The 24250-nt window shown below is 53.3% G+C and carries 14 protein-coding genes and 1 pseudogene; 9 read left to right on the top strand and 6 right to left on the bottom strand.

What is annotated here, in order from left to right; translation table 11 throughout:
• The first annotated feature begins 12 nt into the window (after nucleotides 1-12).
• From mutL to hflC, 6 genes and pseudogenes are all read left to right on the top strand, one after another.
• Nucleotides 13-1944, top strand: a complete 1932-nt coding sequence (mutL, locus tag DQM29_RS15125; protein WP_111741458.1) for a DNA mismatch repair endonuclease MutL — start codon at nucleotides 13-15, stop codon at nucleotides 1942-1944.
• The gene (gene miaA / locus DQM29_RS15120; RefSeq protein WP_111741457.1) at nucleotides 1934-2860 is read left to right on the top strand and encodes a tRNA (adenosine(37)-N6)-dimethylallyltransferase MiaA; all 927 of its coding nucleotides are present in this window, start codon (nucleotides 1934-1936) and stop codon (nucleotides 2858-2860) included. The genes mutL and miaA overlap by 11 nt, the downstream gene beginning before the upstream one ends.
• Before the next feature lie 200 nt (nucleotides 2861-3060).
• Nucleotides 3061-3353, top strand: a pseudogene (gene hfq / locus DQM29_RS15115) (RNA chaperone Hfq).
• 35 nt (nucleotides 3354-3388) lie between these two features.
• Entirely contained in the window at nucleotides 3389-4672 is a 1284-nt protein-coding gene (hflX, locus tag DQM29_RS15110; RefSeq protein ID WP_111741456.1) for a ribosome rescue GTPase HflX, read from the top strand.
• A gap of 55 nt (nucleotides 4673-4727) precedes the next feature.
• A complete protein-coding gene (gene hflK, locus DQM29_RS15105) occupies nucleotides 4728-6032 on the top strand; it encodes an FtsH protease activity modulator HflK (RefSeq protein ID WP_111741455.1) in 1305 nt (434 codons plus the stop codon).
• Between the two features lie 6 nt (nucleotides 6033-6038).
• A complete protein-coding gene (gene hflC, locus DQM29_RS15100) occupies nucleotides 6039-7055 on the top strand; it encodes a protease modulator HflC (RefSeq protein WP_111741454.1) in 1017 nt (338 codons plus the stop codon).
• Between the two features lie 147 nt (nucleotides 7056-7202).
• On the opposite strand, the gene DQM29_RS15095 is transcribed toward hflC, so the two are convergent.
• The 6 genes from DQM29_RS15095 to DQM29_RS15075 form a co-directional block, all read right to left on the bottom strand.
• Nucleotides 7203-8462, bottom strand: a complete 1260-nt coding sequence (locus DQM29_RS15095; RefSeq protein WP_145960381.1) for a fimbrial protein — start codon at nucleotides 8460-8462, stop codon at nucleotides 7203-7205.
• A 242-nt stretch (nucleotides 8463-8704) separates the two neighbouring features.
• Nucleotides 8705-14218 (bottom strand): autotransporter outer membrane beta-barrel domain-containing protein, encoded by a 5514-nt coding sequence (locus DQM29_RS15090; protein ID WP_170126554.1) that lies wholly within the window; start codon nucleotides 14216-14218, stop codon nucleotides 8705-8707.
• Nucleotides 14219-14582: 364 nt separating this feature from the next.
• Nucleotides 14583-14771: an IS1/IS1595 family N-terminal zinc-binding domain-containing protein gene (locus DQM29_RS18785; protein WP_415270874.1), complete on the bottom strand. Its 189-nt coding sequence runs from the start codon at nucleotides 14769-14771 to the stop codon at nucleotides 14583-14585.
• 37 nt (nucleotides 14772-14808) lie between these two features.
• Nucleotides 14809-15546: a fimbrial biogenesis chaperone gene (locus DQM29_RS15085; protein ID WP_111741451.1), complete on the bottom strand. Its 738-nt coding sequence runs from the start codon at nucleotides 15544-15546 to the stop codon at nucleotides 14809-14811.
• A gap of 24 nt (nucleotides 15547-15570) precedes the next feature.
• Nucleotides 15571-18198, bottom strand: coding sequence for a fimbria/pilus outer membrane usher protein (locus DQM29_RS15080; protein ID WP_170126553.1), 2628 nt, complete (start codon nucleotides 18196-18198; stop codon nucleotides 15571-15573).
• An 89-nt stretch (nucleotides 18199-18287) separates the two neighbouring features.
• Complete coding sequence (locus tag DQM29_RS15075; RefSeq protein ID WP_170126552.1) at nucleotides 18288-18875, bottom strand: fimbrial protein; 588 nt, start codon at nucleotides 18873-18875, stop codon at nucleotides 18288-18290.
• Nucleotides 18876-19815: 940 nt separating this feature from the next.
• Here DQM29_RS15075 and DQM29_RS15070 point away from each other — a divergent pair.
• From DQM29_RS15070 to rnr, 3 genes are all read left to right on the top strand, one after another.
• Entirely contained in the window at nucleotides 19816-21114 is a 1299-nt protein-coding gene (locus DQM29_RS15070) for an adenylosuccinate synthase (protein WP_111741448.1), read from the top strand.
• Between the two features lie 183 nt (nucleotides 21115-21297).
• Nucleotides 21298-21756: a nitric oxide-sensing transcriptional repressor NsrR gene (gene nsrR, locus DQM29_RS15065; RefSeq protein WP_111741447.1), complete on the top strand. Its 459-nt coding sequence runs from the start codon at nucleotides 21298-21300 to the stop codon at nucleotides 21754-21756.
• A 3-nt stretch (nucleotides 21757-21759) separates the two neighbouring features.
• Complete coding sequence (gene rnr / locus DQM29_RS15060; RefSeq protein WP_111741446.1) at nucleotides 21760-24183, top strand: ribonuclease R; 2424 nt, start codon at nucleotides 21760-21762, stop codon at nucleotides 24181-24183.
• The last annotated feature ends 67 nt before the right edge of the window (nucleotides 24184-24250 follow it).

The following is a 24250-nucleotide window of genomic DNA, read 5'->3' as shown; positions in this document are numbered from 1 at the left end:
TCAGGAGTTCGTATGCCGATTCAGGTACTGCCGCCGCAGCTCGCAAACCAGATCGCCGCTGGTGAAGTGGTTGAGCGCCCCGCGTCTGTCGTGAAAGAACTGGTGGAAAACAGTCTGGATGCTGGCGCGACTCGAATCGACATCGATATTGAAAAAGGCGGCGCCAAGCTTATTCGCATTCGCGATAACGGCATCGGAATCGCTAAAGACGAGCTGGCACTGGCGCTGGCTCGCCACGCGACCAGTAAAATTGCCACGCTGGACGACCTAGAGGCGATTGTCAGCCTGGGCTTTCGCGGGGAGGCGCTGGCGAGTATCAGCTCGGTTTCCCGTCTGACGCTAACTTCCCGTACGACAGATCAGAATGAAGCATGGCAGGCCTATGCCGAAGGGCGAGATATGGCCGTTAGCGTCAAGCCTGCGGCTCACCCTGTCGGCACGACGCTGGAAGTGCTGGATCTGTTTTACAACACCCCTGCACGCCGCAAGTTTTTACGCACTGAAAAAACTGAATTTGGCCATATTGATGAGGTTATCCGTCGCATTGCGCTGGCGCGCTTTGACGTGACGATTAACCTGAGCCACAACGGTAAAGCGGTGCGTCAGTACCGAGGCATAAAAGAGAATGAACCGAGAGAGCGCCGCTTAGGCAGCATTTGCGGCAGCGTTTTTTTGCAGCACGCGCTAGCGGTATCCTGGCAGCACGGCGATTTAAGCATCGACGGCTGGGTTGTTGATCCTTCCGGCTCCAGCCAGATAGCCGATATGCAGTACTGTTATGTTAACGGACGTATGATGCGCGATCGCCTGTTGAATCACGCGATTCGTCAGGCCTATCAGACACTGCTGGCCGATGACGGTCAGCCTGCCTATGTGCTGTTCCTGACGGTGGATCCTCATCAGGTAGACGTCAACGTTCATCCGGCCAAGCACGAAGTGCGTTTCCACCAGTCGCGGCTGGTGCACGATTTTGTTTATCAGGCGGTTGCAACTGTGCTGCAACAGGCAGGAACTGCATCTTTACCGCTGGCTGACGCGACAGACACAACAGCGTCAGCGGAGGCGGTTGCCGCGTCCTGGCAGCCGGAAAATCGTCCCTCTGCGGGTGAGAATCGCTATAACCGCCCGGCTGTCGCCGTAGCGGAAAAAAGTGCCGAGCGCGCGCCGAATGCCTATTCTGGCGGGGAGCACCGCTCGCCAACGACCATTGCGCGGGAAAACGACGTATACCGCCGCCTGCTGTCCACGGCTGAGGGGGAAGAGGCCACGGTGTCAGCCCCGCTGGAGACAACATCTCAGGAGCGCCCTGCGGTCAGAGCGCCGCTGTTCCCTGAGCGCCCGGCCTCTCAGTCACCCGTGCCGCCTTCGCTGCTCGATAAAAGCTCTCCTCAGAGTCTTGGGCGCGTCTTGGCAATCTGGCAGGCGTCTTACGCCATCGTTGAGCGTGGGGACGGGCTGGCGATCCTGTCTTTACCTGCGGCGGAACGCTGCCTGCGGCGCGCTCAGCTAATGCCGCCAGCAGAAGGGCTCAAGCCTCAGCCGCTGCTTATTCCGCTGGCGTTGACTTTAAGTGATAAAGACCGCCCAGGCCTGACGCGACATGCGGCTCTGCTGCAGCGTTTTGGCATTCAGCTTTCCGTTGAACGACAGAAAGTTCAGGCCCAGGGTGTGCCGCTGCCGTTAAGGCAGCAGAATCTCCAACAGCTGCTGCCTTCGCTGCTGGCCTATTTAAGCGCCGATGAAGCCATTGACGAAGAGCAGCTTGCCGACTGGCTGGCAGGGCGATTAAGCAGTGAAACAGCGCAGTGGACACAGTCTCAGGCTATCCAACTGTTGGCTGACGTTGAGCGACTTTGCCCGCAGAGCGTGGTGAGGCCGGCGACAGACTTGCTGCAATCTATCGATTTAAAGGGGCCTCTGGCCGCACTGAGTCATGGAAAATAAACCTCTCGCCGTTTTTCTTATGGGGCCGACGGCATCCGGTAAAACGGCGCTGGCGACGGAGCTGTACCGAAACTTGCCCGTTGAGGTGATTAGCGTTGATTCTGCGCTGATCTATCGCGGAATGGACATCGGTACGGCAAAGCCGACACCGCAGGAATTGCATAAGACGCCGCATCGGCTGGTTGATATTCTCGATCCGTCCGAAAGCTATTCGGCGGCAGATTTTCGCCGCGACGCTCTAAGGGAGATGGCAGACATTGTTGCCGCCGGGCGCATTCCTCTGCTGGTGGGTGGGACGATGCTTTACTACAAGGCGCTGCTGGAAGGGCTTTCTCCTCTGCCGACTGCGGACGCCGCCGTCCGTTCGCGCATTGAGTCTGAAGCGGCCGAATTAGGCTGGGCTGTGCTTCACGCGCGCCTGAGGGAGATTGATCCGACGGCAGCGGCGAGAATTCACCAAAACGATCCGCAAAGATTAAGCCGGGCATTGGAAGTTTTCTACATTTCGGGTAAGACTTTAACGGAATTGACAAAAACGGCGGGTGAAGCGCTACCTTATCGCGTACACCAGTTTGCTATTGCGCCGGAGTCGCGTGAGCTGCTGCACCAGCGTATTGAAGCGCGCTTTCATCAGATGATGGCGGCAGGTTTTGAAGATGAAGTCAGACGGCTTATGGCGCGGGGTGACCTGCATCCCGACCTGCCGTCGATTCGCTGTGTAGGCTATCGGCAAATGTGGATGTACCTGCAGGGCGAAATAGACAGAGAAGAGGCAGTTTATCGCGGTATTTGCGCAACTCGTCAACTGGCTAAACGGCAGATGACGTGGCTGCGGGGGTGGCCGGAGGTCGAGTGGCTCGACAGCGAGCAGCTTGGTTCGGCGTTTGAAAGAGTTACACGCGCTATTAGGCTATAGCCTTATGATTGTGTACAATTAAAGAGTCCGTCTGTTTTTTATGTACTGAACGGCCTGATTGTTCGTGTAATTGAATTTTATACTCCAAATCATTCAGATGGTGGGCTGTGAGCCTGTTGTTTGAAGCATGGCGAGTGTGTGAAGTTTATTTTAGAGCCGTTGGCTCTTGGTAACAGACAGCAAATATAAGGAAAAGAAGAATGGCTAAAGGGCAATCTTTACAAGACCCGTTTTGAACGCACTTCGTCGCGAACGCGTTCCGGTTTCTATTTATCTGGTCAACGGCATCAAGCTTCAGGGCCAAATTGAGTCTTTCGATCAGTTTGTGATCCTGCTGAAGAACACGGTCAGCCAGATGGTGTACAAGCACGCGATTTCTACCGTGGTGCCTTCTCGTCCGGTATCTCACCACAATAACGCGACCGGTGGCGGTAACGTGGGGAACTATCAGGGCGGAGCCCAGTCACAGCAGGATGACGATGCCTCTGAGTAACGGGTCAGTCAGTTCTCCTTTGAGGAGCAGTGCGATTGTTTGAGCGGTACGATGCGGGAGAGCAGGCCGTTCTGGTGCACATTGACTTCTCTCAGGAAAAAGAGGCGGAAGATCTCAGGGAGTTTGAATCTCTGGTTTCTTCCGCTGGCGTAGAAGCGCTGCAGGTTGTCACCGGCAGCCGCAGAGCGCCTCAGGCCAAGTATTTCGTTGGTGAAGGCAAAGCAGAGGAAATCGCACAGGCGGTAAGCGCAACCGGCGCGTCCGTGGTGCTGTTTAACCACTCGCTTTCGCCAGCGCAGGAGCGAAATCTTGAACGCCTCTGTGAGTGTCGAGTTATCGATCGAACGGGATTGATACTCGACATTTTTGCCCAAAGGGCCAGAACCCATGAGGGCAAGCTGCAGGTTGAGCTCGCTCAGCTGAGGCATCTGTCCACTCGCCTAGTGCGGGGTTGGACTCACCTTGAGCGCCAAAAGGGCGGGATAGGCCTGCGCGGCCCGGGTGAAACACAGCTGGAAACCGACCGGCGACTGCTGCGCGAAAGAATAAAACAGATCCTTTTACGGCTTGAAAAGGTTGAAAAGCAGCGTGAACAGGGGCGCAGGGCGCGCGTGCGCGCGGAGATCCCAACCGTCTCGCTGGTAGGCTATACCAACGCCGGCAAGTCCACGCTTTTCAACCAGATAACAACGGCTGGCGTCTATGCTGACGATCGGCTGTTTGCCACTCTCGATCCCACGCTTCGGCGTATCGAGGTGGAGGACGTCGGCGCGACTGTACTGGCCGACACCGTTGGCTTTATTCGTCACCTGCCTCATGACTTGGTAGCGGCGTTTAAGGCCACGCTTCAGGAAACGCGTCAGGCATCTCTGCTGCTTCACGTAGTAGACGCCGCCGATGCGCGACTGAGCGAAAATGTTGCCGCAGTAACCGACGTTTTGGCTGAAATTGAAGCCGACGAAATTCCGGCGCTGCTGGTGATGAACAAGATCGATAGGCTGGAGGATTTTTCTCCGCGTATTGATAGGGACGAGAACAACGTTCCCATTCGGGTCTGGCTGTCAGCTCAGACCGGAGAAGGGATCGATTTATTGTTCCGCGCATTGACGGAACGTCTTTCCGGTGAGATTGCGCAGTACACCCTGAAACTACCCGTTCAGGAAGGTCGACTGCGCAGCCGTTTTTATCAGCTTCAGGCCATTCTTAAGGAGTGGATTGAAGAGGATGGGAGCATCGGTTTAGTCATTAGGATGCCGATCGCAGATTGGCGTCGCCTCTGTAAACAAGAACAGGCGCTGGAAGGGTTTATTGTCCGGTAGATCTGTAAAAACTATTGTGCCCTATAGAGCAATGGTAAACGAGTGGAGCTAAAACATGGCGTGGAATCAGCCCGGTAATAATGGCCAGGACCGCGATCCATGGGGAAGCGGCAACAACAGCAACCCCGGTGGAAACAACAACGGTGGAAGTAACAACGGTGGACCAAACCGAGGTCGTGGTCAGCAGTCGCTGAATCTCGATAATATTTTTAGTAAATTAAGCAGCCTGCTGGGTAAAGCCGGCAGTGGCGGCGGCGGTGGAAATGGCGGTTTCAGCGCCTCTCCGATGGGAGGCCGTCTTGTCGCTATTATCGCTGGCGTTCTGGTTGTCATCTGGGCGGCAAGCGGTTTTTATACCATTAAAGAAGGCGAACTGGGCGTTATCACTCGATTTGGCCAAGTACAGCCGACCATGGTAGGGCCGGGTCTGAACTGGAAGCCAACCTTTATTGACGCGGTTCGCCCGGTGAACACCAAGGCGGTGCGCGGTCTGTCGGCTGCTGGCAGCATGCTGACCGCCGATGAAAACGTTGTGCGTGCAGAGATGAACGTACAGTATCAGGTGGCGGATCCCATCAAGTTCCTGTATCGCGTGACCGATGCCGACAACAGTCTGAGTCAGGCAACCGACAGCGCCCTGCGTTCGGTGATCGGCAAGTACACCATGGACCGCATCCTGACTCAGGGCCGTACCATTGTGCGTGACGATACTAAGCAGGAACTTGAGAAAACCATCCAGATCTACGATATGGGTCTGAAGGTGCTGGACGTCAACTTCCAGGCAGCCCGCCCGCCGGAAGAAGTCAAAGCGGCGTTTGACGATGTGATCAACGCTCGCGAAGACGAACAGCGCTACATCCGTGAAGCGGACGCCTACGCCAACGGTGCACTGCCTATCGCCAACGGTAAAGCGCAGCGCATGATTGAAGACGCGAAAGCCTACCAGGCACGAGTTGTGCTGGAAGCCGAGGGTGAAATCGCTCGCTTCGCTAAGCTGCTGCCAGAGTACAAGGCCGCGCCGGAAATCACCCGCGAGCGTCTGTATATTGAAACCATGGAAAAAGTGTTGGGTAAAGCCAACAAAGTGCTGGTGGACGATAAGATCAACAACCTGATGATGCTGCCGCTGGATCAGCTGATGCGCGGTAAGGCCAGTGCATCTCCGGCTGCCGCTGCGCCTCAGGCCGAAGCTGCACCTGCCAGTGCGTCTACGCCTTCTGCACCATCAGCGACGTCGTCATCTAATGCCAGAACTGAAGCGCAAAGCAGCTCTAGCGCGTCTTCTGAAAATAGAATCACGCAAGAGCGCGCTGATGCCTACAGGCAGCGTCTTGAATCCATGGGCTTAGGGAGAGGTTAATCACTGATGCGTAAACTATTTATTCCTTTACTCGTGATTGTCGCCATCGGTGTATTTACGTCGCTGTTTGTCGTACAGGAAGGTAACCGTGGCATCGTACTGCGCTTTGGTAAAGTGCTGCGCGACGCGCAGGACAACCCTAGAGTCTACGAACCGGGCCTGCACTTTAAAGTACCGATGATTGATACGGTGAAAGTGCTGGATGCTCGCATGCAGACGATGAACAACGAAGCCGATCGTTTCGTCACCAAAGAAACCAAAGACGTGATGGTTGACTCCTACGTCAAGTGGCGCATTACTGACTTCAGCCGCTACTATTTGGCAACCGGTGACGGTAACCGAGCTAACGCCGAGCGCATTCTGCGCAGCAAGCTGAATGACCGTCTGCGTTCTGGTATCGGTCAGCGTGATATTAAGGATCTGGTTACGGACTCCCGCGGTCAGCTGATGCAGGACGTGCTGAACGCCTTGAACAAGGGCTATCAGGACAAGCCAACAGAAGCGCCCGCCGCCGAAGCTGCGCCTGCCGCTGAAGCCGCACCTGTTGCCGCTGGCACAGACACGCTGCCGGCTGATAACAAACTGCCGCTGGTGAACGCCAACAGTATGGCTGAGCTAGGCATTGAAGTTATTGACGTGCGGATTAAGCAAATCAACCTGCCTGCGGAAGTGTCTGACGCGATTTATAAGCGTATGCGAGCCGAGCGTGAGGCCGTGGCTCACCGCCACCGCTCTCAGGGTCAGGAAGAAGCTGAAAAGATCCGCGCTCTGGCTGACTACCGCGTGACTAAAATCATCGCAGAAGCCGAGCGTCAGGCTCGTATCTCTCGCGGTGAAGGTGATGCCCAGGCTGCCAAGCTGTTTGCGGATTCATTTAGTCAGAACCCTGACTTCTACGCATTCCTGCGTAGCCTGCGCGCCTATGAAGCCAGCTTCAACAGCGGCAATGATGTGATGGTTATCCGTCCGGACAGCGAGTTCTTCCGCTATATGAACTCACCGTCTGCGAACGTTAAGCCTTAAGATTGTCGTTTAGACGTGAAGCCCGGCGAAAGCCGGGCTTTTTGTATATAGAAAACCCCCAGCGAGGCTGGGGGTTTCGTTTGTTACTGATATCAGACTCAAGAGCCCTAAAAGATGGATTTCTATGATGTACTTATACTATCGGCGCTAATCATAAGTCACATACATATTTACCATGCCCGTGACTGGACCCGTATAATTTGCTCCCGATCGGGTGACGGCGGCTTTCTGCACATAGCGAGCCTGAAATGTTGCTGTACTGAAAGAATCGAATACAGGATCAAAAGAGACAAACGAACCGTGGCTGCCGGTATCCGTAAGGGTGCTGTTATCTACATTCACCTTTGTGCCGTTATAAAATAGCTCAATTTCCAGACCATCAATTTTGTTCCCGCCGGCAGTATCGTAGAGGCTGATGTTGTTGCTGGAAAGTGATGAGCCTGTATCCTCAAAGCGGAAGCGGACGTGGTTTACTTTACTGGAACACTCCAGAGAGAGGTTAACAGGTACCGATGAGCCATAAACCGGTGCGCCAACATAGGTAATGGAGTCAGCAGCCCAGCGCCCCATGGGAACGGTATAATCGGTGGTTTTGAGCTGGCAGGCTGGCGGAGCTATTGTTATACCGGTACCGTCTAAAAATCCATTCAAACTTGTTGAAGCCGTATTTAAGCGGATATCGTTACGTAAAACCGATGAATTAAGCACTTTGAGTGGGCTGTTATACTGTATCGTGCCTATTTTGACCAATGACATTCTCACTGAGATGCTTCCGCGATGGGTAAGAAAAATATAGTCTACTGGTGTAATTGATGTTCTGAATTTTCTCATCACTTGCGTTGCGCCCTGCATTGTATAGCCAGCTGGGCTGCCCTCAACCTCAGTACCGCTAGGCACTTTTGTTGTATAGGATGGGGCGTAATAGGAGGTGTCATAGTATTCACAGTTCGCTGATACCCCTCCGCAGCCTGTGTAATCAAACCCCGGCGGGTTGTTGAATCTGAACCATAACTTTAGGGCCAATCCAGAGTCATTAAGTGGAATATACCCGCTGCTATTGGTTGAAAGAACTAAACGACTGTCCATATAGGCATCAATATTATTACCTCCACCTCTAATACCGCTGGACGTACAGGTAACAATAAAATCAGAAAAGGCTTCTCCATATCCCCACGAATAAATCTCGGTTCCGTTAGGGATATCATTCCCGACTACGAGCGTTCTGGGTATGGTTAACGGTCTTTCGTCAGGTATTATGTAGCTACACCAGGCGGCGGGTTGTCCCAGCACGCTTCCGCTGGACCACGCCGCGGTGACATTATAAGTTGCTGCTATCGTTTGTGGGGCTGCTATGGAGGCCATAACCGTTGCGCCGATATAGGCTAGCGCATAAATTGTCTTGTTCACTGGCTCCTCCCCACGCACCACGTCTGTTCCTTTACGGGAGCAGCGGTGTATTGACGGCAAAAACAGGAAAGATACGCTGTCATTGTTGGCACCTCTAATGTATTTCGTTGTTCTGATATCAAATGTCGTTAAGGCGCCATTAATTAAAATCAATTAATGGCGGCCCTGGTTTTTAATAAAGTGTTTTTTATCCGTCACATACAATCACATTGAGAAGTGACGACACACCTTAACGTCAGCGATTAGAACGTCTTTTTCACGCCCAGCGTACCGCCGTAATCGCTGTACTGTTCGCCGCCTTTACCGGAGAAGTGACCCCAGACCTGTAGGCCTTTGGTGATTTCACCCTGTACGCCGACTTTGACTTCGTAGCGATTCTTTGGCGTACCGTCTTTTACGGTATAGCCGTTAAAGTCCAGCGTGTTTTTGGCGTTGTTGTACAGCCAGTTTGCTTCTACAAACGGTTGGAACGCGCCGTCGCCCAACGTGCTGCGGCTGTAGGTGCGAACGCCCAGTCTCGTCATCACACTGTCCGCATCGCCGTTGTCGACGCGCATGCCGCGGCTGTCGGTAACGGAGTCGGCTCTGTAGTTGCTGTAGACAACCTGTGCCTGTGGCTCAACGATCCACTGGCGAGCCGGCGCGTCGTGAGCTACGAACGCATAGCCGGATTCCAGAGAGGCGGTCATCACCTTGCTGTTGTAGCTTTCCTGAGGATCGCCGCCGCCGCTGACGGTGTTGTCAAACCAGCTGTACTGCATCCAGCTGTCCAGATAGAGCCCGGTAGGTGCTTTCATGTTCTGATTGGCGTACCAGGTTGCGTAGGCGCCGAGACTGTAGCCTTCGATCTTGCCGGTTGAAGACTTGCCGGTACTCTGGATGGTGCTGTCCGTCTTGCTTTGACCATAGGCGCCCATGACGCCCACGTGCCAGCGGTCGTCGCCGTTGCTGGTCCAGTTGGCCAGTTCACCGCCCAAATGAACAAGGGTGCTGTCGGTATCCTGATCAAACAGGCCGTCAGCAGCTTTGCTGTCGGTATGGTTACCCACGATACGCAGCCAGACTGACGGGGTGTAGCCGTCTTTATAGGCGTGTGTGAACTGTGGTTCACCGAGGCGATCGTGCAGAGTGTGAACGAACAGGCCAGTCGCTGCCGTTTGGTTTGCAAGATAGGCGCCTACTGTCGGACGGAACATCGGACGGCCGTTCTCGTCATAGTTACGCAGGTACCAGCTTTGATCTGCCGCGTTGGTCAAGGAACCACGGAACAGGCCGTACTCAAACGGGCCGTTTTCGACGTATTGACCCAGCGTGAACGCGTTTGCGTCTGAAGTACCAAGGACTTCAACCAGCTTGATGCCCTCTTTCTCGGAAAGGCCTACTTGACCCTTGAGCGTATTCAGGGTCAGTACCGTCGGCGCACTGGACGTCGTGGCGTTGTCCACAACCAGAATATCGCTCTGAGTACTTGAGCCACCGCGGTTTACCACGGTGTCCATCTTGACGGCGCCGCCGTTAGAAACAAACTGACCGTTGCCGTTAGCGCCCGCCGTTCCGCTGCCGCTGATAACCAGCGTATCACCCGTTAGGCCGTTCTCGCTCAGGTCAATCACGCCGCTGCTGATGAACTGGCCCAGATTCAGCATTTGGCCCTGAACGATGCCGCTACGGCTAGTATCGTAGTGCGCCAAACCGTCAGCCAGATACTGGCCGGTCGTGTTCACGTACTGTTCGCCGTTAACGGGAACCAAACGCACAACACCAGTGGTCTTATTGTCAAAAGTGCTGGCCGCGCCGCCGAAGGTGGAGAAGGCTACGCCCTTGGTATCGCGCACGCCGTCGCCGTCGGTATCGGCAAAGTTGCGGATATCAAAACTGTTTGGCGAGTAGTTATTGAAGGTTACCGCTGTGCCGTTGTCGAAGGAGACATAGCCGGTTACGGTACCGTAGTTTTCAATAAGGGCTGAACCACCTGTGATACTGCCGGTGATGGCGTTGTCGTTCATGGCGTCGATCGTGCCGTAGTTATTAACGGTGTGGTTAGCCGCGCTACCGACGCCGGTCAGCTTAACGCCGTAGCCGTCTCTGGCGCCGCCGTGCACCTGTGCGCCAGTATCAATGTTAACGGTACCGGTGCCGCTCACGCCGAGGAACAGGCCGCCTACACCCTGAACGGCGTCAACGATACCGTTAGCGCCCAGATGGATATAGCCATCAACGTCTGCTGCGTTTGAAGCATTGTCCCAGACGGTAATACCGACGCTGTTACCGCCGCTGGCGGTATTGCCGACGACTTTAACCGTACCGTTGTCGTACTCGACGCGGGCTTTACCGTTAGCCATGCTTATGGCTTCCAAACCATGACTGTTGGCTGCTCCGCCAGACTGTCCGGTGGTGATATTGTTTGATGAAGTGATAGTGACATTACCGCTGACGGTTGAACCCACGATGCCGCGTTCGTCAGAGGTGGTTATCCTGCCGGTATTGGCGATAGAAACGTCGCCACCGTTATTGATATCAGCGGTGATCCCCACTGAGCTATTGCCTGACGCTTGAATATCTGCCGCGTTAGCAATCACGATATCCCCGCCTTCGCTGTGGGCGAATATAGCGCGAGACTGGTCGCCGCTGGTGGTGATATTTGCCTTGTTGAGAATAGTTATGGCGCCGCTTCCGCCGGCCGCAGCAACGTTGGTGCTAATGCCGTCAACGTTATTGCCCGCCAGACTCAGTACGCCTTCGTTCTGAATGGTGATGGTTCCTCCCTGCGTTAGCGCTGCGATCGCATGGCTGCTGAAGAAGCCCATACCGCTGCCGGAGGTAGAGATATCGCCTTTGTTCAGAATGGTGATGGAGCCTGTGCTGTTAGCTGTGCTGCCGATGCGCGTCGCGATCCCGGTGGAGTTATTCCCAAGCGTAGCCAGAGTGCCGCTGTTCTCAATGCGGATTGAGCCGTCAGAGCCGTAGTGGTTAGACTCAATCGCACGCTGCTCGTCCTGCTTGGTGAGAATCGTGCCGTTTGAGTAGCTGATTCTGTTGTCGCCGGTCGAGCCTGCTCCGTGATCTGCCAGAATGCCGTGCTCACCTGCGGAAGCTGCGCCGCCGTCCAGCGTAATATTGTTGGTTGCAACAATGGTTACGTCCCCGGCAACGGCGACTGAGCCCAGAATGCCGTCCGTTGAGCTGGAGACTAATCCTTGAGCGCTGTTGTTGATTTGCGCGTTAGAGACAATAGTAACGTCGCTGTCGCCGTAGGCGTAAATGCCGCTGGCGTTAGAACCGTTGATGTTAATCACGGCGTCATCCACGAAGACGTTTACTTTACCGGCTCCCGTTGCCGTAGCCAGAATGCCGTGAGCGCCTTCGCCGTTGGTTTGGATTTCGTTGGCTTTGATTACGTTAACGGTAGTGTCGCCACCGCTGCTGCTGGCGTGGATCGCGTTCGCGCTATCGGCAATTGTTGAAATAGAAATGGGAGCAGCGTCATTTTCATACTGAATTACGACGTTTCCTGCGCCGATAGCGTGGGCGCGCAGCGCTGAACTGCCTGCAACGGTCGCGTGGTTGGTTACCTGACCTTTGGCGTCAATCAAAATGTTGCCGCTGCCGTGGTTGTCGGCGTAAACCGTATAGGCCGGAACGAGAGTGCCGTAGTTCTCTACGTCGCCGTAAACGAGCAGGTTAACGTCGCCCGTTGCCGCCGTATTTACTATTCCTGCATGAATGGCTGAGCCATAGCCCTGTCCGGTAGTGGTTAAGCCATCCAAAGTATTTGACGAAATTTTAAAGCCGTCGCGGTGAATAATGTCGATGGACTCATTACCCATTGCAAAAATCCCGGTTCCGCCGTCGGTGGTGATATCGCCTGCATTATCAAACACCATCGCGCCACCGGCGTTTAGATAAACGCCGGCATAGTCTGCGCCGATGCCGTATAGACTTCCGGTATTGCTGACTTCGACCTTACCGCCTGCTGAACCAGCCGCAATGGCGTGAACGCCTGCGACCAAGGTGCCTTCGTTGACGATCAGCACATCGCCCGTTCCGGCGTTATAGGCGTTAATACTGCTGCCCGCTATCGATGCAATAGTGCCCTGATTGCCAATACTTACTTTGCCGGCTCCAGAGGTAGAGCTGACCAGAGCCAGAAGGCCGTCGGCAAGCTGGCCTGTTAGGAGGATGTCGCCAGTATTGACAATCGTTGCGTCTCCCTCTGCGCTAGTTACGCTGACGCCGTGGGCGGAATCCCCCGCAGTAGTGATAGCTGAGTGAGTGATGGCGATGGCGGCACCGTCAGTTCCGGCTGCAACGTGGACAGCCTCGATGCCGTCACCCACAGTATTGATGGACGTATTCGCCCCCGTGGTGACTGATGCATTTCCTCCGTTGGACCATGAGACCAGGCCAAAACCTGTGGCGCCTACGCCTACACTGTTGGTGACGTTTAGCGTGCCTTCACTGTATTTGATGAGAGAGTTTCCGGTACCTCTGTTAATAGCCTCTATGCCGTAAACAAAACCTCCGGCAGTGCCAGACAGCTTACTCACAGAAATATCGCCAGCGGCAGTAATGTCGGCGTGGCCAAGATTACCCTGCTCAACGTAAGCGCGAATGCCAATCATTGAGTCCGTTGCGGTGTGATTACCTAGGACGGTTATGCCGCCTGTGCTGCGACCGTCATAGTTAACGACGGCGTTGCCTAGAGAATTCAGGCCTGCCGTTTCGAGGAAGTTGTCGATACCGATGAGACTATGGGTAGGCGTAGCGGCACCGAGCGTAGAGTCATCAACGATAATGCGAGAGTTACTGTTAACGCCCGCGTTAGTGTCTTGGCCGCGTGTGCGAGACGAGATTCCCCCCTGCGTTGCGGTAATCGTGCTGCCGTTAAGATCGTTAATAACGCTGTGGCCGCCTGAGTTAACGTGAATACCGTCAGCCAGATATTGCCCGGCACCACCGGATATGTTGCCGCTGTTGTTGACAGTGGCATCGCCGCCGTTCGTGAAAATTTGAATACCAGTTGCAGCAGCGTCAATCACGCCTTCGTTAGTAATCTCGGCACGGCCTGATGCTCCGACTATGGCATCAATGCCGATGGCGTCTTGGCCTGCGGTGTGAATCTCTGCGTTGGAACTAATGCTGACCAGCGTATCGCTGACCCCTTGAATAGCTGAATTGTTGGCACCTGTCGTATTAAGAATCGCACCGCCGTCAGCAACGATGGTCGCGGTGCCAGAACCAGAGGTAATCGCGAACAGCGCGTGCCCACCCGCGACGTCAATCGTGCCGTTACCGTGATGGTTAATGGTGACATCGCCGCCAACAGAGCTGGCTTCCAGCCCGTCCGCGGTGGTGCCGGTACCTGCATTGGTCAGGTTCAGCGTGCCGTTAATGGTGATGCTGCTGTTGCCCGTACCCGCTCCGGCTTGAATTGCCGTATCAGTATTCACGCCAAAGTCCAGCGTGTTGTTGCCGTTGAGCGTAATGCTGTTGTCGCTAGAACCACCATAAACCAGAATGCCGCCGACAGGAGAGCTTGGATTGGCGGTGATATTGCTGTCGGACAGCGTCAGGCTGGACGTGCTTCCGCTGGCACTGGAAACCAGAATCCCGGTTCCTGCCGCGTTAACTGTTTCCCCTGTGACAGTCAGTTCTGCGGTATCCGTCGTTGAGGTACATGAAATGCCGCTGGAAGCGTAGGTGAGAGAGGTACAGTTATCGGCCCAGGCGTTTCCCGAACTCAGTGCTATTGCCATGGCGGCCATGAGAAGACTTGGGTAAAGGCGTCTCGGGCTCTGCTGTTTTTATTTATGCCAGAGAGCGGCTCTGTTTCTTTTCCACATTCGGGAAATTTTCCATATTTCATATGTATTCCTTTTTAATTTATGGGCCGACTAAATGGCGTAAAAAGCCAGCCTGCTCATTGTGTAAGGCAATAAGCATTTTTTGTTTTCTGACATAAAGCGCACGGGTACTACGGGCTGGTGTATTAATTGGATGCGCTGGGGCGTTATTCTTAATGTATAAGTTTTTCCCTTTTTTATTAGCTCCTTGTTTTGGCTTTTTTCTAATTTATGTCTTTTAAATCATATTGATAGAATTGTATGGGCGAAATTGTTATTAAGAATATGCCGCTGTGGTAACGCCTTTCTTTTCTTTGATTGAGCTAATTTTATAAATATATTTTGCCTGGAACGTGCGCCTACAGGATAAACACCTGTAGCGCTGATATCCTGATTTTCCCGAGCCGTGCTTTATTATGCCTTCACAACTTCCACAGTGTCGGCAGAGTATTTTTTTATTAAACATAAAATTCTCCTCTGTGTTTTTATGTCTGACTTAAACGTTAAAAGCTGATTTTTTGTGTAAGCTCATCGCCGGCTCCGCCGTAGTCGTTAACAGCGCTGTAGGTTAAGACAACGGATTTGCCAACGAAGGCTTTAGGTACCAGATAGCGCTGGCTACCCATTGGTGTGGGCATGTTGATTTTGTCTTCCAGCGTGACGCCTTTTCCACCCGCTTTAAGCTCAAGCTTGCCAAAGCTGATGTAGTAGGGGGACGGATTTACCGCTTTTAGCCAGACTTTTCCGCCCTCACGCTCTACTTCCCAGCGAAGAGACTTTACCGCCTGTGTGGCGCCTTTCTCGCTAAGCCCCTGTGGACGCACAAATACCTTTAATCGGCTGCGAATGGCAATAATCAGCCTGTTCTCTATCTCTTCATTTTTGGCCTTTGGGGGAATTTCCTGTAAAGAGAGCCAGTAGACGGACTCCCTGTCCTGTGGAATTTCTGCTGGAAGAACTACCAGACGAAGCTTGCCTTCAGCTTTACCACCGAGTTTCATCACTGGCGGCGTTAGCACTAGGGGAATGTTGCTATCGTTGCCGTTTAGATCTTCCAGCCACGACTGGATCAGATACATTTCTTCGCTGTCGTTGACGATGTCTATCGGCGTTTCTTTATCCTGAGCGTAGGCGATGATGCGCGTTAGCTGTGGACGAACCGCCGATGAGGCAGACAGTGAAATAAGGCAACCTGCAATCAAAGCGGTGGTCAGGAAGCTTTTTCTGAGTGCGTTAAGCATATAATATCCTTTTAATTCCTATTGTTATTTACAGTTGACCGTTACTTTTTTATGCCACTGTTCGGCCTGCGCATCCTTTACCTCTTCAGGCGGGCGAGGTAGCGTAAAGCGGCACTGCTGTGCATCACCATCGCCCCAGTTAACCGTTAAAATTTCGTCTTTTCGGGCATCCAGTCCGGTCAGATAGGTCAAGCCGTTATTGCCGACGATACCCGCCTCCTCTGTTTGATCCTGTGCTGTAACGTAGGCGCCGACGGGAATAGCCTTATGGCTCTTGATGATGACGATAGCCCTGCGGCCTACTCTCGTGACAAACTTCAGCAGTACCGCAGCGCCTTCTGTCGGTACGATTTTGCGCGATGACTCTTTAAGCTCGACGCCTTCAGTATCTCTGGCGTCAAGTGAGACAGTGTTGTAGCGATAGGGAGAAAGGTAAGTGACGATGGCTCGCCCCCAGAGGTCGGTTTTTACGCTGCTATTGCCGGCAACGCGAATGCCGGGAGCGTCCGGCGTTTCGACAATGGCGATGGTGTCACCTAGCTGCTGAGAGAGAACGACACCTCCCTTATACAGTACGACTCCGCCTGCGGCGCCAAACGAGAGCTGATCGCTGTGCTTGCTGTGGCTGATGGATGTGTTCATGTTGGCGTAACTGGCGCTGTAGCCGAGTGAGGCTGACTCGGAAAAGTTGCCTCTGCTATCGCGCTGAACGTTAGCCGAATAGGACAGTACGTTGTCCGGCATGCTGCCTGAAAAGCCCATTGACTGGCTGTACTGGTTATCTTTGTTACGCGTCAGGCCGTAGTTTAGCGAACCGCGATGCCTGTCCTGCTCGCCCCAGCTTAGCGGCATGCTGACGCTAAGGCCTATTTGGTTGTCATAGCTGTCGCCGCCGTTTTTGTTATAGGTGTACATCAGACTGGCGGACGCTTTACCTATTTGCATACCGTAGCCTGCAGAAGCTGAGGTGCTTTTCTCGCTCGTGCCGTAGTAGCGATCTTGGCTAAAAGTCACAAACAGGTTGCCATATTCGCGCATGCCCTGATTAACGTTAACCTCAATGCGGCTTCGACGGCGTTTATTCCAAAGGCTGTCACCCTGTTCAAATGGATCGCTTCCGCTGTAGCCGCTGCGGTTGATGAACTCAGAGAATTCCAAAAAGCGCTCAGAGCGGTACTGGTAGCCGAGGATACGCAGCCCTGTATCCGAGGTGTCAAACTGTTTGGCGTAGAGAAGGCGTACGGCGCTGCCGTTGCGGTTTTTTTCTTCATCGTTCGGCAGATCCCAGTCCTGCTTATAGTGCGCTTGGGCGACATCGAGTGAAAACGCACCAACGCTGCCTGCGTTCCAGGCAGCGCCTATTGCCAGCGACTGATATTTATCTGAACCCAGAGCGCTACCGTTGAGGGTAAAGGCTTCAAAGCCCCGCTCCAGACTGAAGGCCCCCACTATGGGATTGCTTGACAGTGAATCGTCGCGGTACTCACCCAGTGAGGCGCTGTAGCGAACTGCGCCGGGGCGGATCATATTGGGGAGAGCCGTGTAGGGGACTTTAAAGTTTTGTACGGTGCCGTCAGTCTCTTCAACGGTGACGTCGAGATCTGCACCGACCTGACCGCTATAAATATCGTCGATGGCAAAGTTGCCCGGCGTCAGCGTTTTACTATAGATAATGTTGCCGCGCTGGCGAACGGTAAGCCGTGCGTTAGTTCTAGCCGTGCCGCGAATGACTGGCGCATAGGTGAACTGAGATTCCAGCATCATTCTTTCATTGGTGGAAAAGGTAATCCCCCGCAGAGGGATAACGCCCATGATGCTGCTCGGCGTGTAGGTATAAATATCGCCAGCAGAGACCTTAGAGCGCAGTGAAACGATATTGCGCTCTATGTAGAGGCGATCGTGGTTGGTCTCCCAGCCTTTTCCTGACTCTTTATTAAATGTGTCGAAGCTGTGGAGTCTCCAGGCGCCGGCTGTTGCAACGCTGCTAAGGCTGATATAGCTGCTGTCGGTTGCTGTTTTATCGTTGTCTGGGCCGCTGTTTTTCTGCTTGGAACTGTAAACGTAGCCGTTATAGGCGGTGCGTAAAGACGGTGTACCGTCGTCCCACTCTTTGGGTGAGATCATTTGAAAACGCTCACTGTTTACTGCCTCCTGAGGCAGAGTGAGCCTTAATGCCTGTTTTGCGTCATCGTAATACAGACTAGAGGCAGGGATGCGTTCCTGTAGGTTTTCACAAATGGCGCTTTCTTCTGCTTTACTGTCTTTTAAACGGGTTTGCCAGTCATTATAAATTTCAGTTTTTATACCCGCCGCGTTCAGTAAATTTTGGTTAAGGCAGGGAAGCACAATTTTCTTTTCAGAATCTTCGACAAAATTCACTTCAAACCTGTCAACTAGGCGATCGTTGACAATAATATCAATCGTTTTCAGCCCGGGACTGATGGCGTTTTTGTAGAGAAAAACGCTGGGGGATGCGCCATTTTTATCCTTACGTAAAAAATGTTCTTCAAATTCAATATCGTTTCCCGCCGTGGCGACGTTTGTTGATAAAGAAGCCAGTATGCAGATAAAAAGAGACGAAAGTTTGGGCTGGAGGTTCCATCGGGGAGTGTCTTTATCCTTGATCGTTTGGCTTTTTGATGTCCTTTTCATTGTATCCACCGTTTTTACCAGAAGCTGAGGCATCCGTTTCCATATGAAGACTGGTTACGGCGATATCTCGCCGTAACCAAGGTGACCTATTAGAAATAGGAAATAACGAAGTCAGCTACGCCCTGTACGTTACCGGCGGTAACGGAAGTGCTCAGTGACTTATACGCTGCTTTATAGTTCAGCGTTAAAGGAGCCGCAGAGCCGATAGGGGGTAGGGCTAGACCAGGATCCTTAGCTGGGCCGCCGTTCAGGTCGATCTGTGTGATGCCGTTAGGCTGCATGATCGCAACAGCGACGTCGGCAGCTGGAGAGGTACCAGCTACGTTGGCCATAACGTAAGCATCACCCGCTGGCGATGAAGATGAAGTGAATACGGCACGAACGTTGTTCAGCGCGGCAGTGGCTTCACACCCGGCTAGCTGAATAGAGAAAGGCGTTTGACCTGCATAGGTACCTGCTGCTGCGTTCAACGTGGTTGCTGTCACGTTGGGCAGTGTCAGCGTTGCGTTAATAGGAGAGCCGGTCGCGACGCTGTCTGCGGTGACGGAAGTGATAGCAGTACAGGCTGAAGCAGTAACGACACCGTTAAACGTGATGGTACCGTCGGCTGCATGAACGGCCGTGTTTCCTAGGGCGAGAGCAGCCATAAGGGCCAGAAGGCTCTTGTTTAGTTTCATTGTAAACTCCATTTAGTGAGTGATTGACTTACGTTTTGATAACCGACAAACGTCGGAAATATGCCTGTTTAAAATCCATTTAAAAAAACTATCTGCTCCTGTGGATTAAGTGATATAACCCCAAGGTTGAATCTGAATAGCCTATTAAACGGATGTCTCTTCAGGATCCGTTATAAAGACGAGTTGTTGTCTTTATGCTAATTTTTACAGTTAGTGTGATTTTTTTATTCAAATAATGAGTGTTTTTAATTTCCGTATTGTTAGTTTTAATAACGCTTATAAACTTTTTTCTCGTTCTTTTTTGATTAAAACACGATCTTTTAATTCATTCAATATGTGTTTTGTGGGTTCAACGTCCACAAATGTTGTTTTTGATAGAATTAAATTCCAATAAAGCGCTTGTTTTTAGATTGAAGATCTTTCAATTTGTTTGTTGTTGGTATTTAATTGAAGAATTGGCTTTTTGTTTGGTCAAAAAATTTTTTAATAAATTTTTTTAGTGTTTTTTTAGTGTTTTTTATTTTTTTCAATGAGGGGTTTTTGTCTGTTATTTATTTTTGTGATGAGTTGAAAGTGAAATTAAAGATCTCCCATTGATGGTATTAAGTAAGAAAAAACGTTATCGAGGTCAGAGCCTGTGCTGTTTTGTTTGCACCTTTCGTTATTCTAAAAGCGGCTAAATAGCTTTTTGGCGCCACCGTGACATACGGACGCTTCACATCATTCATATCCCTTATGGTCAGAATGAACTGATGAAAAAAAATCATACAGACGGCAAGGCTTACATAAGAAGACCTTGTTCTGAGGCAAGGAAATGTCATTTTTTTTCGCTGTATGAAAGCACGGGCTGGTTTGGCTTTCGAAGAATGTGTTAAAAACAGCTGAAAGTAAAAAAATGTAATGGTAGAATTCTTTTTTAACTGACTTGGTGAATAGTGAGATGGGTAAAAACGTTGTCGTACTAGGCACTCAATGGGGTGACGAGGGCAAAGGCAAGGTCGTAGACCTGCTGACTGAACGGGCTAAGTATGTTGTTCGCTATCAGGGCGGACATAACGCAGGCCACACTCTGGTAATCAACGGTGAAAAAACCGTACTTCATCTAATTCCTTCCGGTATTTTGCATAAAAACGTCACCAGCATCATTGGTAACGGGGTTGTGCTCGCTCCCGATGCGTTAATGAAAGAGATGCGTGAGCTTGAAGCGCGCGGCATTCCCGTTCGCGAGCGTCTGCTGTTATCCGGCGCGTGTCCGCTGATCCTGCCTTACCACTCGGCGCTGGACGTCGCTCGTGAAAAGGCTCGCGGTGCTAACGCTATCGGCACAACCGGCCGCGGCATTGGCCCAGCCTATGAAGATAAAGCCGCTCGTCGTGCGCTGCGCGTCAGCGATCTGTTCGACAAAGAGCGCTTTGCTGCCAAGCTGAAAGAAGTCATGGACTACCATAACTTCCAGCTGGTGCACTATTACAAAGCCGAAGCGGTTGACTATCAAACCGTTCTGGACGACGTGATGGCGGTTGCTGACGTGTTGACCTCTATGGTGGTTGACGTCTCCGATCTGCTGGAGCGCGCGCGCCAGAAAGGCGAACTGATGATGTTCGAAGGTGCACAGGGCACGCTGCTTGATATCGACCACGGCTCTTTCCCTTATGTAACCTCTTCCAACACTACCGCTGGCGGTGTAGCGACTGGCTCAGGCCTTGGTCCTCGCTATATCGACTACGTACTGGGCATCGTGAAAGCTTACTCAACGCGCGTTGGCGGCGGGCCGTTCCCGACCGAGCTGTTTGACGACGTGGGCGAGTTCCTATGCCAGAAGGGCAACGAATTCGGCGCTACTACTGGCCGCCGTCGCCGTACTGGCTGGCTGGACGCCGTTGCCGTTCGCCGCGCTGTTCAGCTGAACTCTCTGTCTGGCTTCTGCATGACCAAGCTGGACGTGCTGGACGGCCTGAAAGAGGTTAAGGTTTGTGTTGGCTATCGCATGCCTGACGGCCGCGTTATCGATACGACCCCGCTGGACGCTGACGCGTGGGAAGGCATTGAGGCCGTCTATGAAACCATGCCTGGCTGGTCTGAAAGCACCTTTGGCGTTAAAGACGTCAACCTGCTTCCTCAGGCAGCGCGCAACTATATCAAGCGCGTTGAAGAGCTGACCGGTACGCCGATTGATATTATTTCTACCGGCCCAGACCGTTCAGAAACCATGATCCTTCGCGATCCGTTTGACGCGTAATTCTTATTACAACGCGTTTTGCATAATCATCCGGGCGTCGAGAGACTCCCGGATTTTTTGTATCTAGGGTTGAAGCACGCCAAGGGAATGAGGCTAAAAGCATACATTTTTACGATTAAGGTTACCGGCTTTAGAGCCAATCGTTTACTATAAGAACAGCGTGCAACGATTTAAGAGGTATTTGTGCAGTTAACCAGTTTTACCGACTACGGCCTGCGGGCGCTGGTCTATATGGCATCGCTACCAAAAGGCGAATTGACCAGCATTTCTCAGGTGACGGACGTTTACGGGGTTTCCCGCAACCACATGGTGAAGATCGTTAACCAACTGAGCCGGGTGGGGCTGGTTGATGCCGTGCGGGGTAAAAATGGCGGTATTCGTTTGGGAAAGCCCGCTGCAGATATCCGCATTGGTGATGTCGTCAGGGCGATGGAGCCGCTCTCTTTGGTTAACTGTAGTGCCGAATTTTGCCATATTACTCCAGCCTGCCGTCTAAAGATGGCGCTGGATAAGGCCATAAAGTCGTTTCTACACGAGTTAGACAATTATACGCTGGCGGACATGGTCGAGGAGAATGAGCCTCTCAAAACGCTGCTGTTTATGCCGCATTCCGCCGCGCTCTCAATGAAAGCAAAAGGGTAAGTCATGAATAAAGATCCTTTCCTGGCACGCGAGATGGAAAAGTACGATGACCCGATCCCAAGCCGTGAATATATTCTCGATCTGCTGTCCAAGCGGCAGACTCCCGCCAGCCGCGACGAGCTGGTCGAGGCGCTGGAGCTGAAAAGCGAAGACCAACAGGAAGCGCTGCGCCGCCGCCTGCGGGCGATGGAGCGTGATGGGCAGCTGGTGTTTACAAGACGCCAGTGCTATGCGCTGCCAGAGCGGCTGGACATGGTAAAAGGCAAGGTGATCGGCCACCGCGACGGCTATGGTTTTCTTCGCGTAGAGGGCAATAAGGACGACCTTTACCTGTCTGCTGAGCAGATGAAAATGGCTATGCACGGCGACGTTATTCTGGCGCAGCCGATGGATCTCGATCGCCGTGGGCGCCGCGAAGCGCGCGTCGTGCGGGTGCTAGAACCGCGCAGCCCGCAGATTGTTGGCCGCTACTTTACCGACGCGGGCGTAGGGTTTGTGGTGCCTGACGATAGCCGCCTGAATTTTGACATTCTGATCCCACCGGAAAGCATCATGGGCGCCAGAATGGGTTACGTGGTGGTGGTAGAGCTGACTCAGCGCCCCACGCGCAGGACGAAGGCTATCGGCAAAATTGTTGAGGTGCTCGGCGACAAGATGGGCACCTCCATGGCCGTGGATATTGCGCTGAGAACCCATGAGATCCCTTACGTCTGGCCGGAGTCCGTGCTGAATGAAATCAACGGCCTGAAAGAAAGCGTGCCGGAGAAGGCGAAAAAAGGGCGCGTTGACCTGCGCGACCTGCCGCTGGTGACGATTGACGGCGAAGACGCCCGCGACTTTGACGACGCGGTGTGCTGCGAGAAGAACCGCGGCGGCGGCTGGCGCCTGTGGGTTGCCATTGCCGACGTCAGCTACTACGTTCGTCCCGGCACTTCTCTGGATGCCGAAGCGCGCAGCCGAGGCAACTCGGTTTACTTCCCGTCGCAGGTTATCCCGATGCTGCCGGAAGTGCTGTCCAACGGCCTGTGTTCGCTGAACCCGCAGGTAGACCGCCTGTGTATGGTGTGCGAGATGACTATCTCCAAGGCCGGTCGCCTGAGTTCGTTCAAGTTTTATGAAGCGGTGATGAGCTCTCACGCTCGCCTCACCTACACCAAGGTTGCTCACCTGCTCGACGGTGATAAAGAGCTGCGCGAGCACTACGCGCCGCTGGTACCGATGCTGGAAGAGCTGCACAGGCTCTACCGCACGCTGGACAGCGCCCGCGAGCAGCGGGGCGGCATCTCGTTTGAAACGGAAGAGCCGAAGTTTATTTTTAACGCCGAGCGCCGCATTGAGAGCATCGAACCGCTGGTGCGTAACGACGCCCACAAGATCATTGAAGAGTGCATGATTCTGGCGAACATCTCTGCTGCGCGCTTTGTGGAAAAAGCAGAAGAGCCTGCGCTGTTCCGCATTCACGACCGCCCGAAAGGGGACAACCTGACATCGCTTCGTAGCGTGCTGGGCGAGCTTGGTCTGACGCTTGGCGGTGGCCTTGAGCCAGCGCCTAAGGACTACGCTAAGCTGATGGATGCGGTTGCCGATCGCCCCGATCGCGAAATGCTGCAAACCATGCTGCTGCGCTCAATGAAGCAGGCAGTATACGATCCGGAAAACCGCGGTCACTTTGGCCTCGCGCTGGACGCCTACGCGCACTTTACGTCACCGATTCGACGCTACCCCGATCTGTCGCTGCACCGCGCTATCAAGTACCTGCTGGCAGGAAGCAAGGAGGGAATGACCTCCAGCGGCGGATGGCACTATGCCATGGAAGACATGCTCCAGCTCGGAGAGCACTGCTCCATGACCGAGCGCCGCGCCGATGAGGCCACTCGCGACGTAGCGGACTGGCTGAAGTGCGACTTTATGCAGGATCACGTGGGTGAAGTGTTCAAGGGAACCGTGTCGAGCGTAACGTCCTTTGGCTTCTTCGTCCGGCTTGACGAGCTGTATATTGACGGCCTAGTGCACGTCTCAACGCTGGAGAACGACTACTATCGGTTTGATAACGTCGGTCAGCGGCTGATTGGCGAGTCTTCCGGCCAGACCTTCCGCCTAGGTGACAAGGTTGAGATCCGCGTTGAAGCCGTTCATATGGACGAGCGTAAGATCGACTTTGCGCTGGTTTCCAGCGAGCGCCGCCCGCGCGGTGAAGGCAAGACCGAGAAAGAGAAGGCGAAGAAGTCCTCTCGGCGCGGCAAGTCTGAAGGCTATGCGGCAGATTCCTCCGTGCGGGTAAAGCCGCCGAGAAAGCCCAAGGTAAAAAATGACGAAGCGGGTTCGGGCAAAGCGCCGAAAGGGAAAGCCAAGAAACCGTCAGCCAAAACGAAGAAGATTACCGCGGCGATAAAAAGCAAGCGGGCAAAGAAAGCCGCTGAACGCTAGGCCTCTTTGTTTATTTAATTGATAGGGGCGGCACAGAGGCCGCCCCCATTTTATTGTCAGGGTGTAA

Origin of the sequence: Leminorella richardii, assembly GCF_900478135.1 — a bacterium.
GTDB classification, from domain to species: Bacteria; Pseudomonadota; Gammaproteobacteria; order Enterobacterales; family Enterobacteriaceae; genus Leminorella; species Leminorella richardii.
The sequence above is the reverse complement of the archived record's forward strand: the minus strand, read 5'-3'. Positions and strand labels throughout refer to the sequence as shown.

What these genes read in the sequence shown, in the direction of transcription:
- mutL (WP_111741458.1), top strand. Translation starts at nt 13, where the DNA reads ATGCCGATTCAGGTACTGCCGCCGCAGCTCGCAAACCAGATCGCCGCT.
- miaA (WP_111741457.1), top strand. Translation starts at nt 1,934, where the DNA reads ATGGAAAATAAACCTCTCGCCGTTTTTCTTATGGGGCCGACGGCATCC.
- hflK (WP_111741455.1), top strand. Translation starts at nt 4,728, where the DNA reads ATGGCGTGGAATCAGCCCGGTAATAATGGCCAGGACCGCGATCCATGG.
- hflC (WP_111741454.1), top strand. Translation starts at nt 6,039, where the DNA reads ATGCGTAAACTATTTATTCCTTTACTCGTGATTGTCGCCATCGGTGTA.
- DQM29_RS15090 (WP_170126554.1), bottom strand. Translation starts at nt 14,218, where the DNA reads ATGGCAATAGCACTGAGTTCGGGAAACGCCTGGGCCGATAACTGTACC.
- DQM29_RS18785 (WP_415270874.1), bottom strand. Translation starts at nt 14,771, where the DNA reads ATGTTTAATAAAAAAATACTCTGCCGACACTGTGGAAGTTGTGAAGGC.
- DQM29_RS15085 (WP_111741451.1), bottom strand. Translation starts at nt 15,546, where the DNA reads ATGCTTAACGCACTCAGAAAAAGCTTCCTGACCACCGCTTTGATTGCA.
- DQM29_RS15080 (WP_170126553.1), bottom strand. Translation starts at nt 18,198, where the DNA reads ATGAAAAGGACATCAAAAAGCCAAACGATCAAGGATAAAGACACTCCC.
- DQM29_RS15075 (WP_170126552.1), bottom strand. Translation starts at nt 18,875, where the DNA reads ATGAAACTAAACAAGAGCCTTCTGGCCCTTATGGCTGCTCTCGCCCTA.
- DQM29_RS15070 (WP_111741448.1), top strand. Translation starts at nt 19,816, where the DNA reads ATGGGTAAAAACGTTGTCGTACTAGGCACTCAATGGGGTGACGAGGGC.
- rnr (WP_111741446.1), top strand. Translation starts at nt 21,760, where the DNA reads ATGAATAAAGATCCTTTCCTGGCACGCGAGATGGAAAAGTACGATGAC.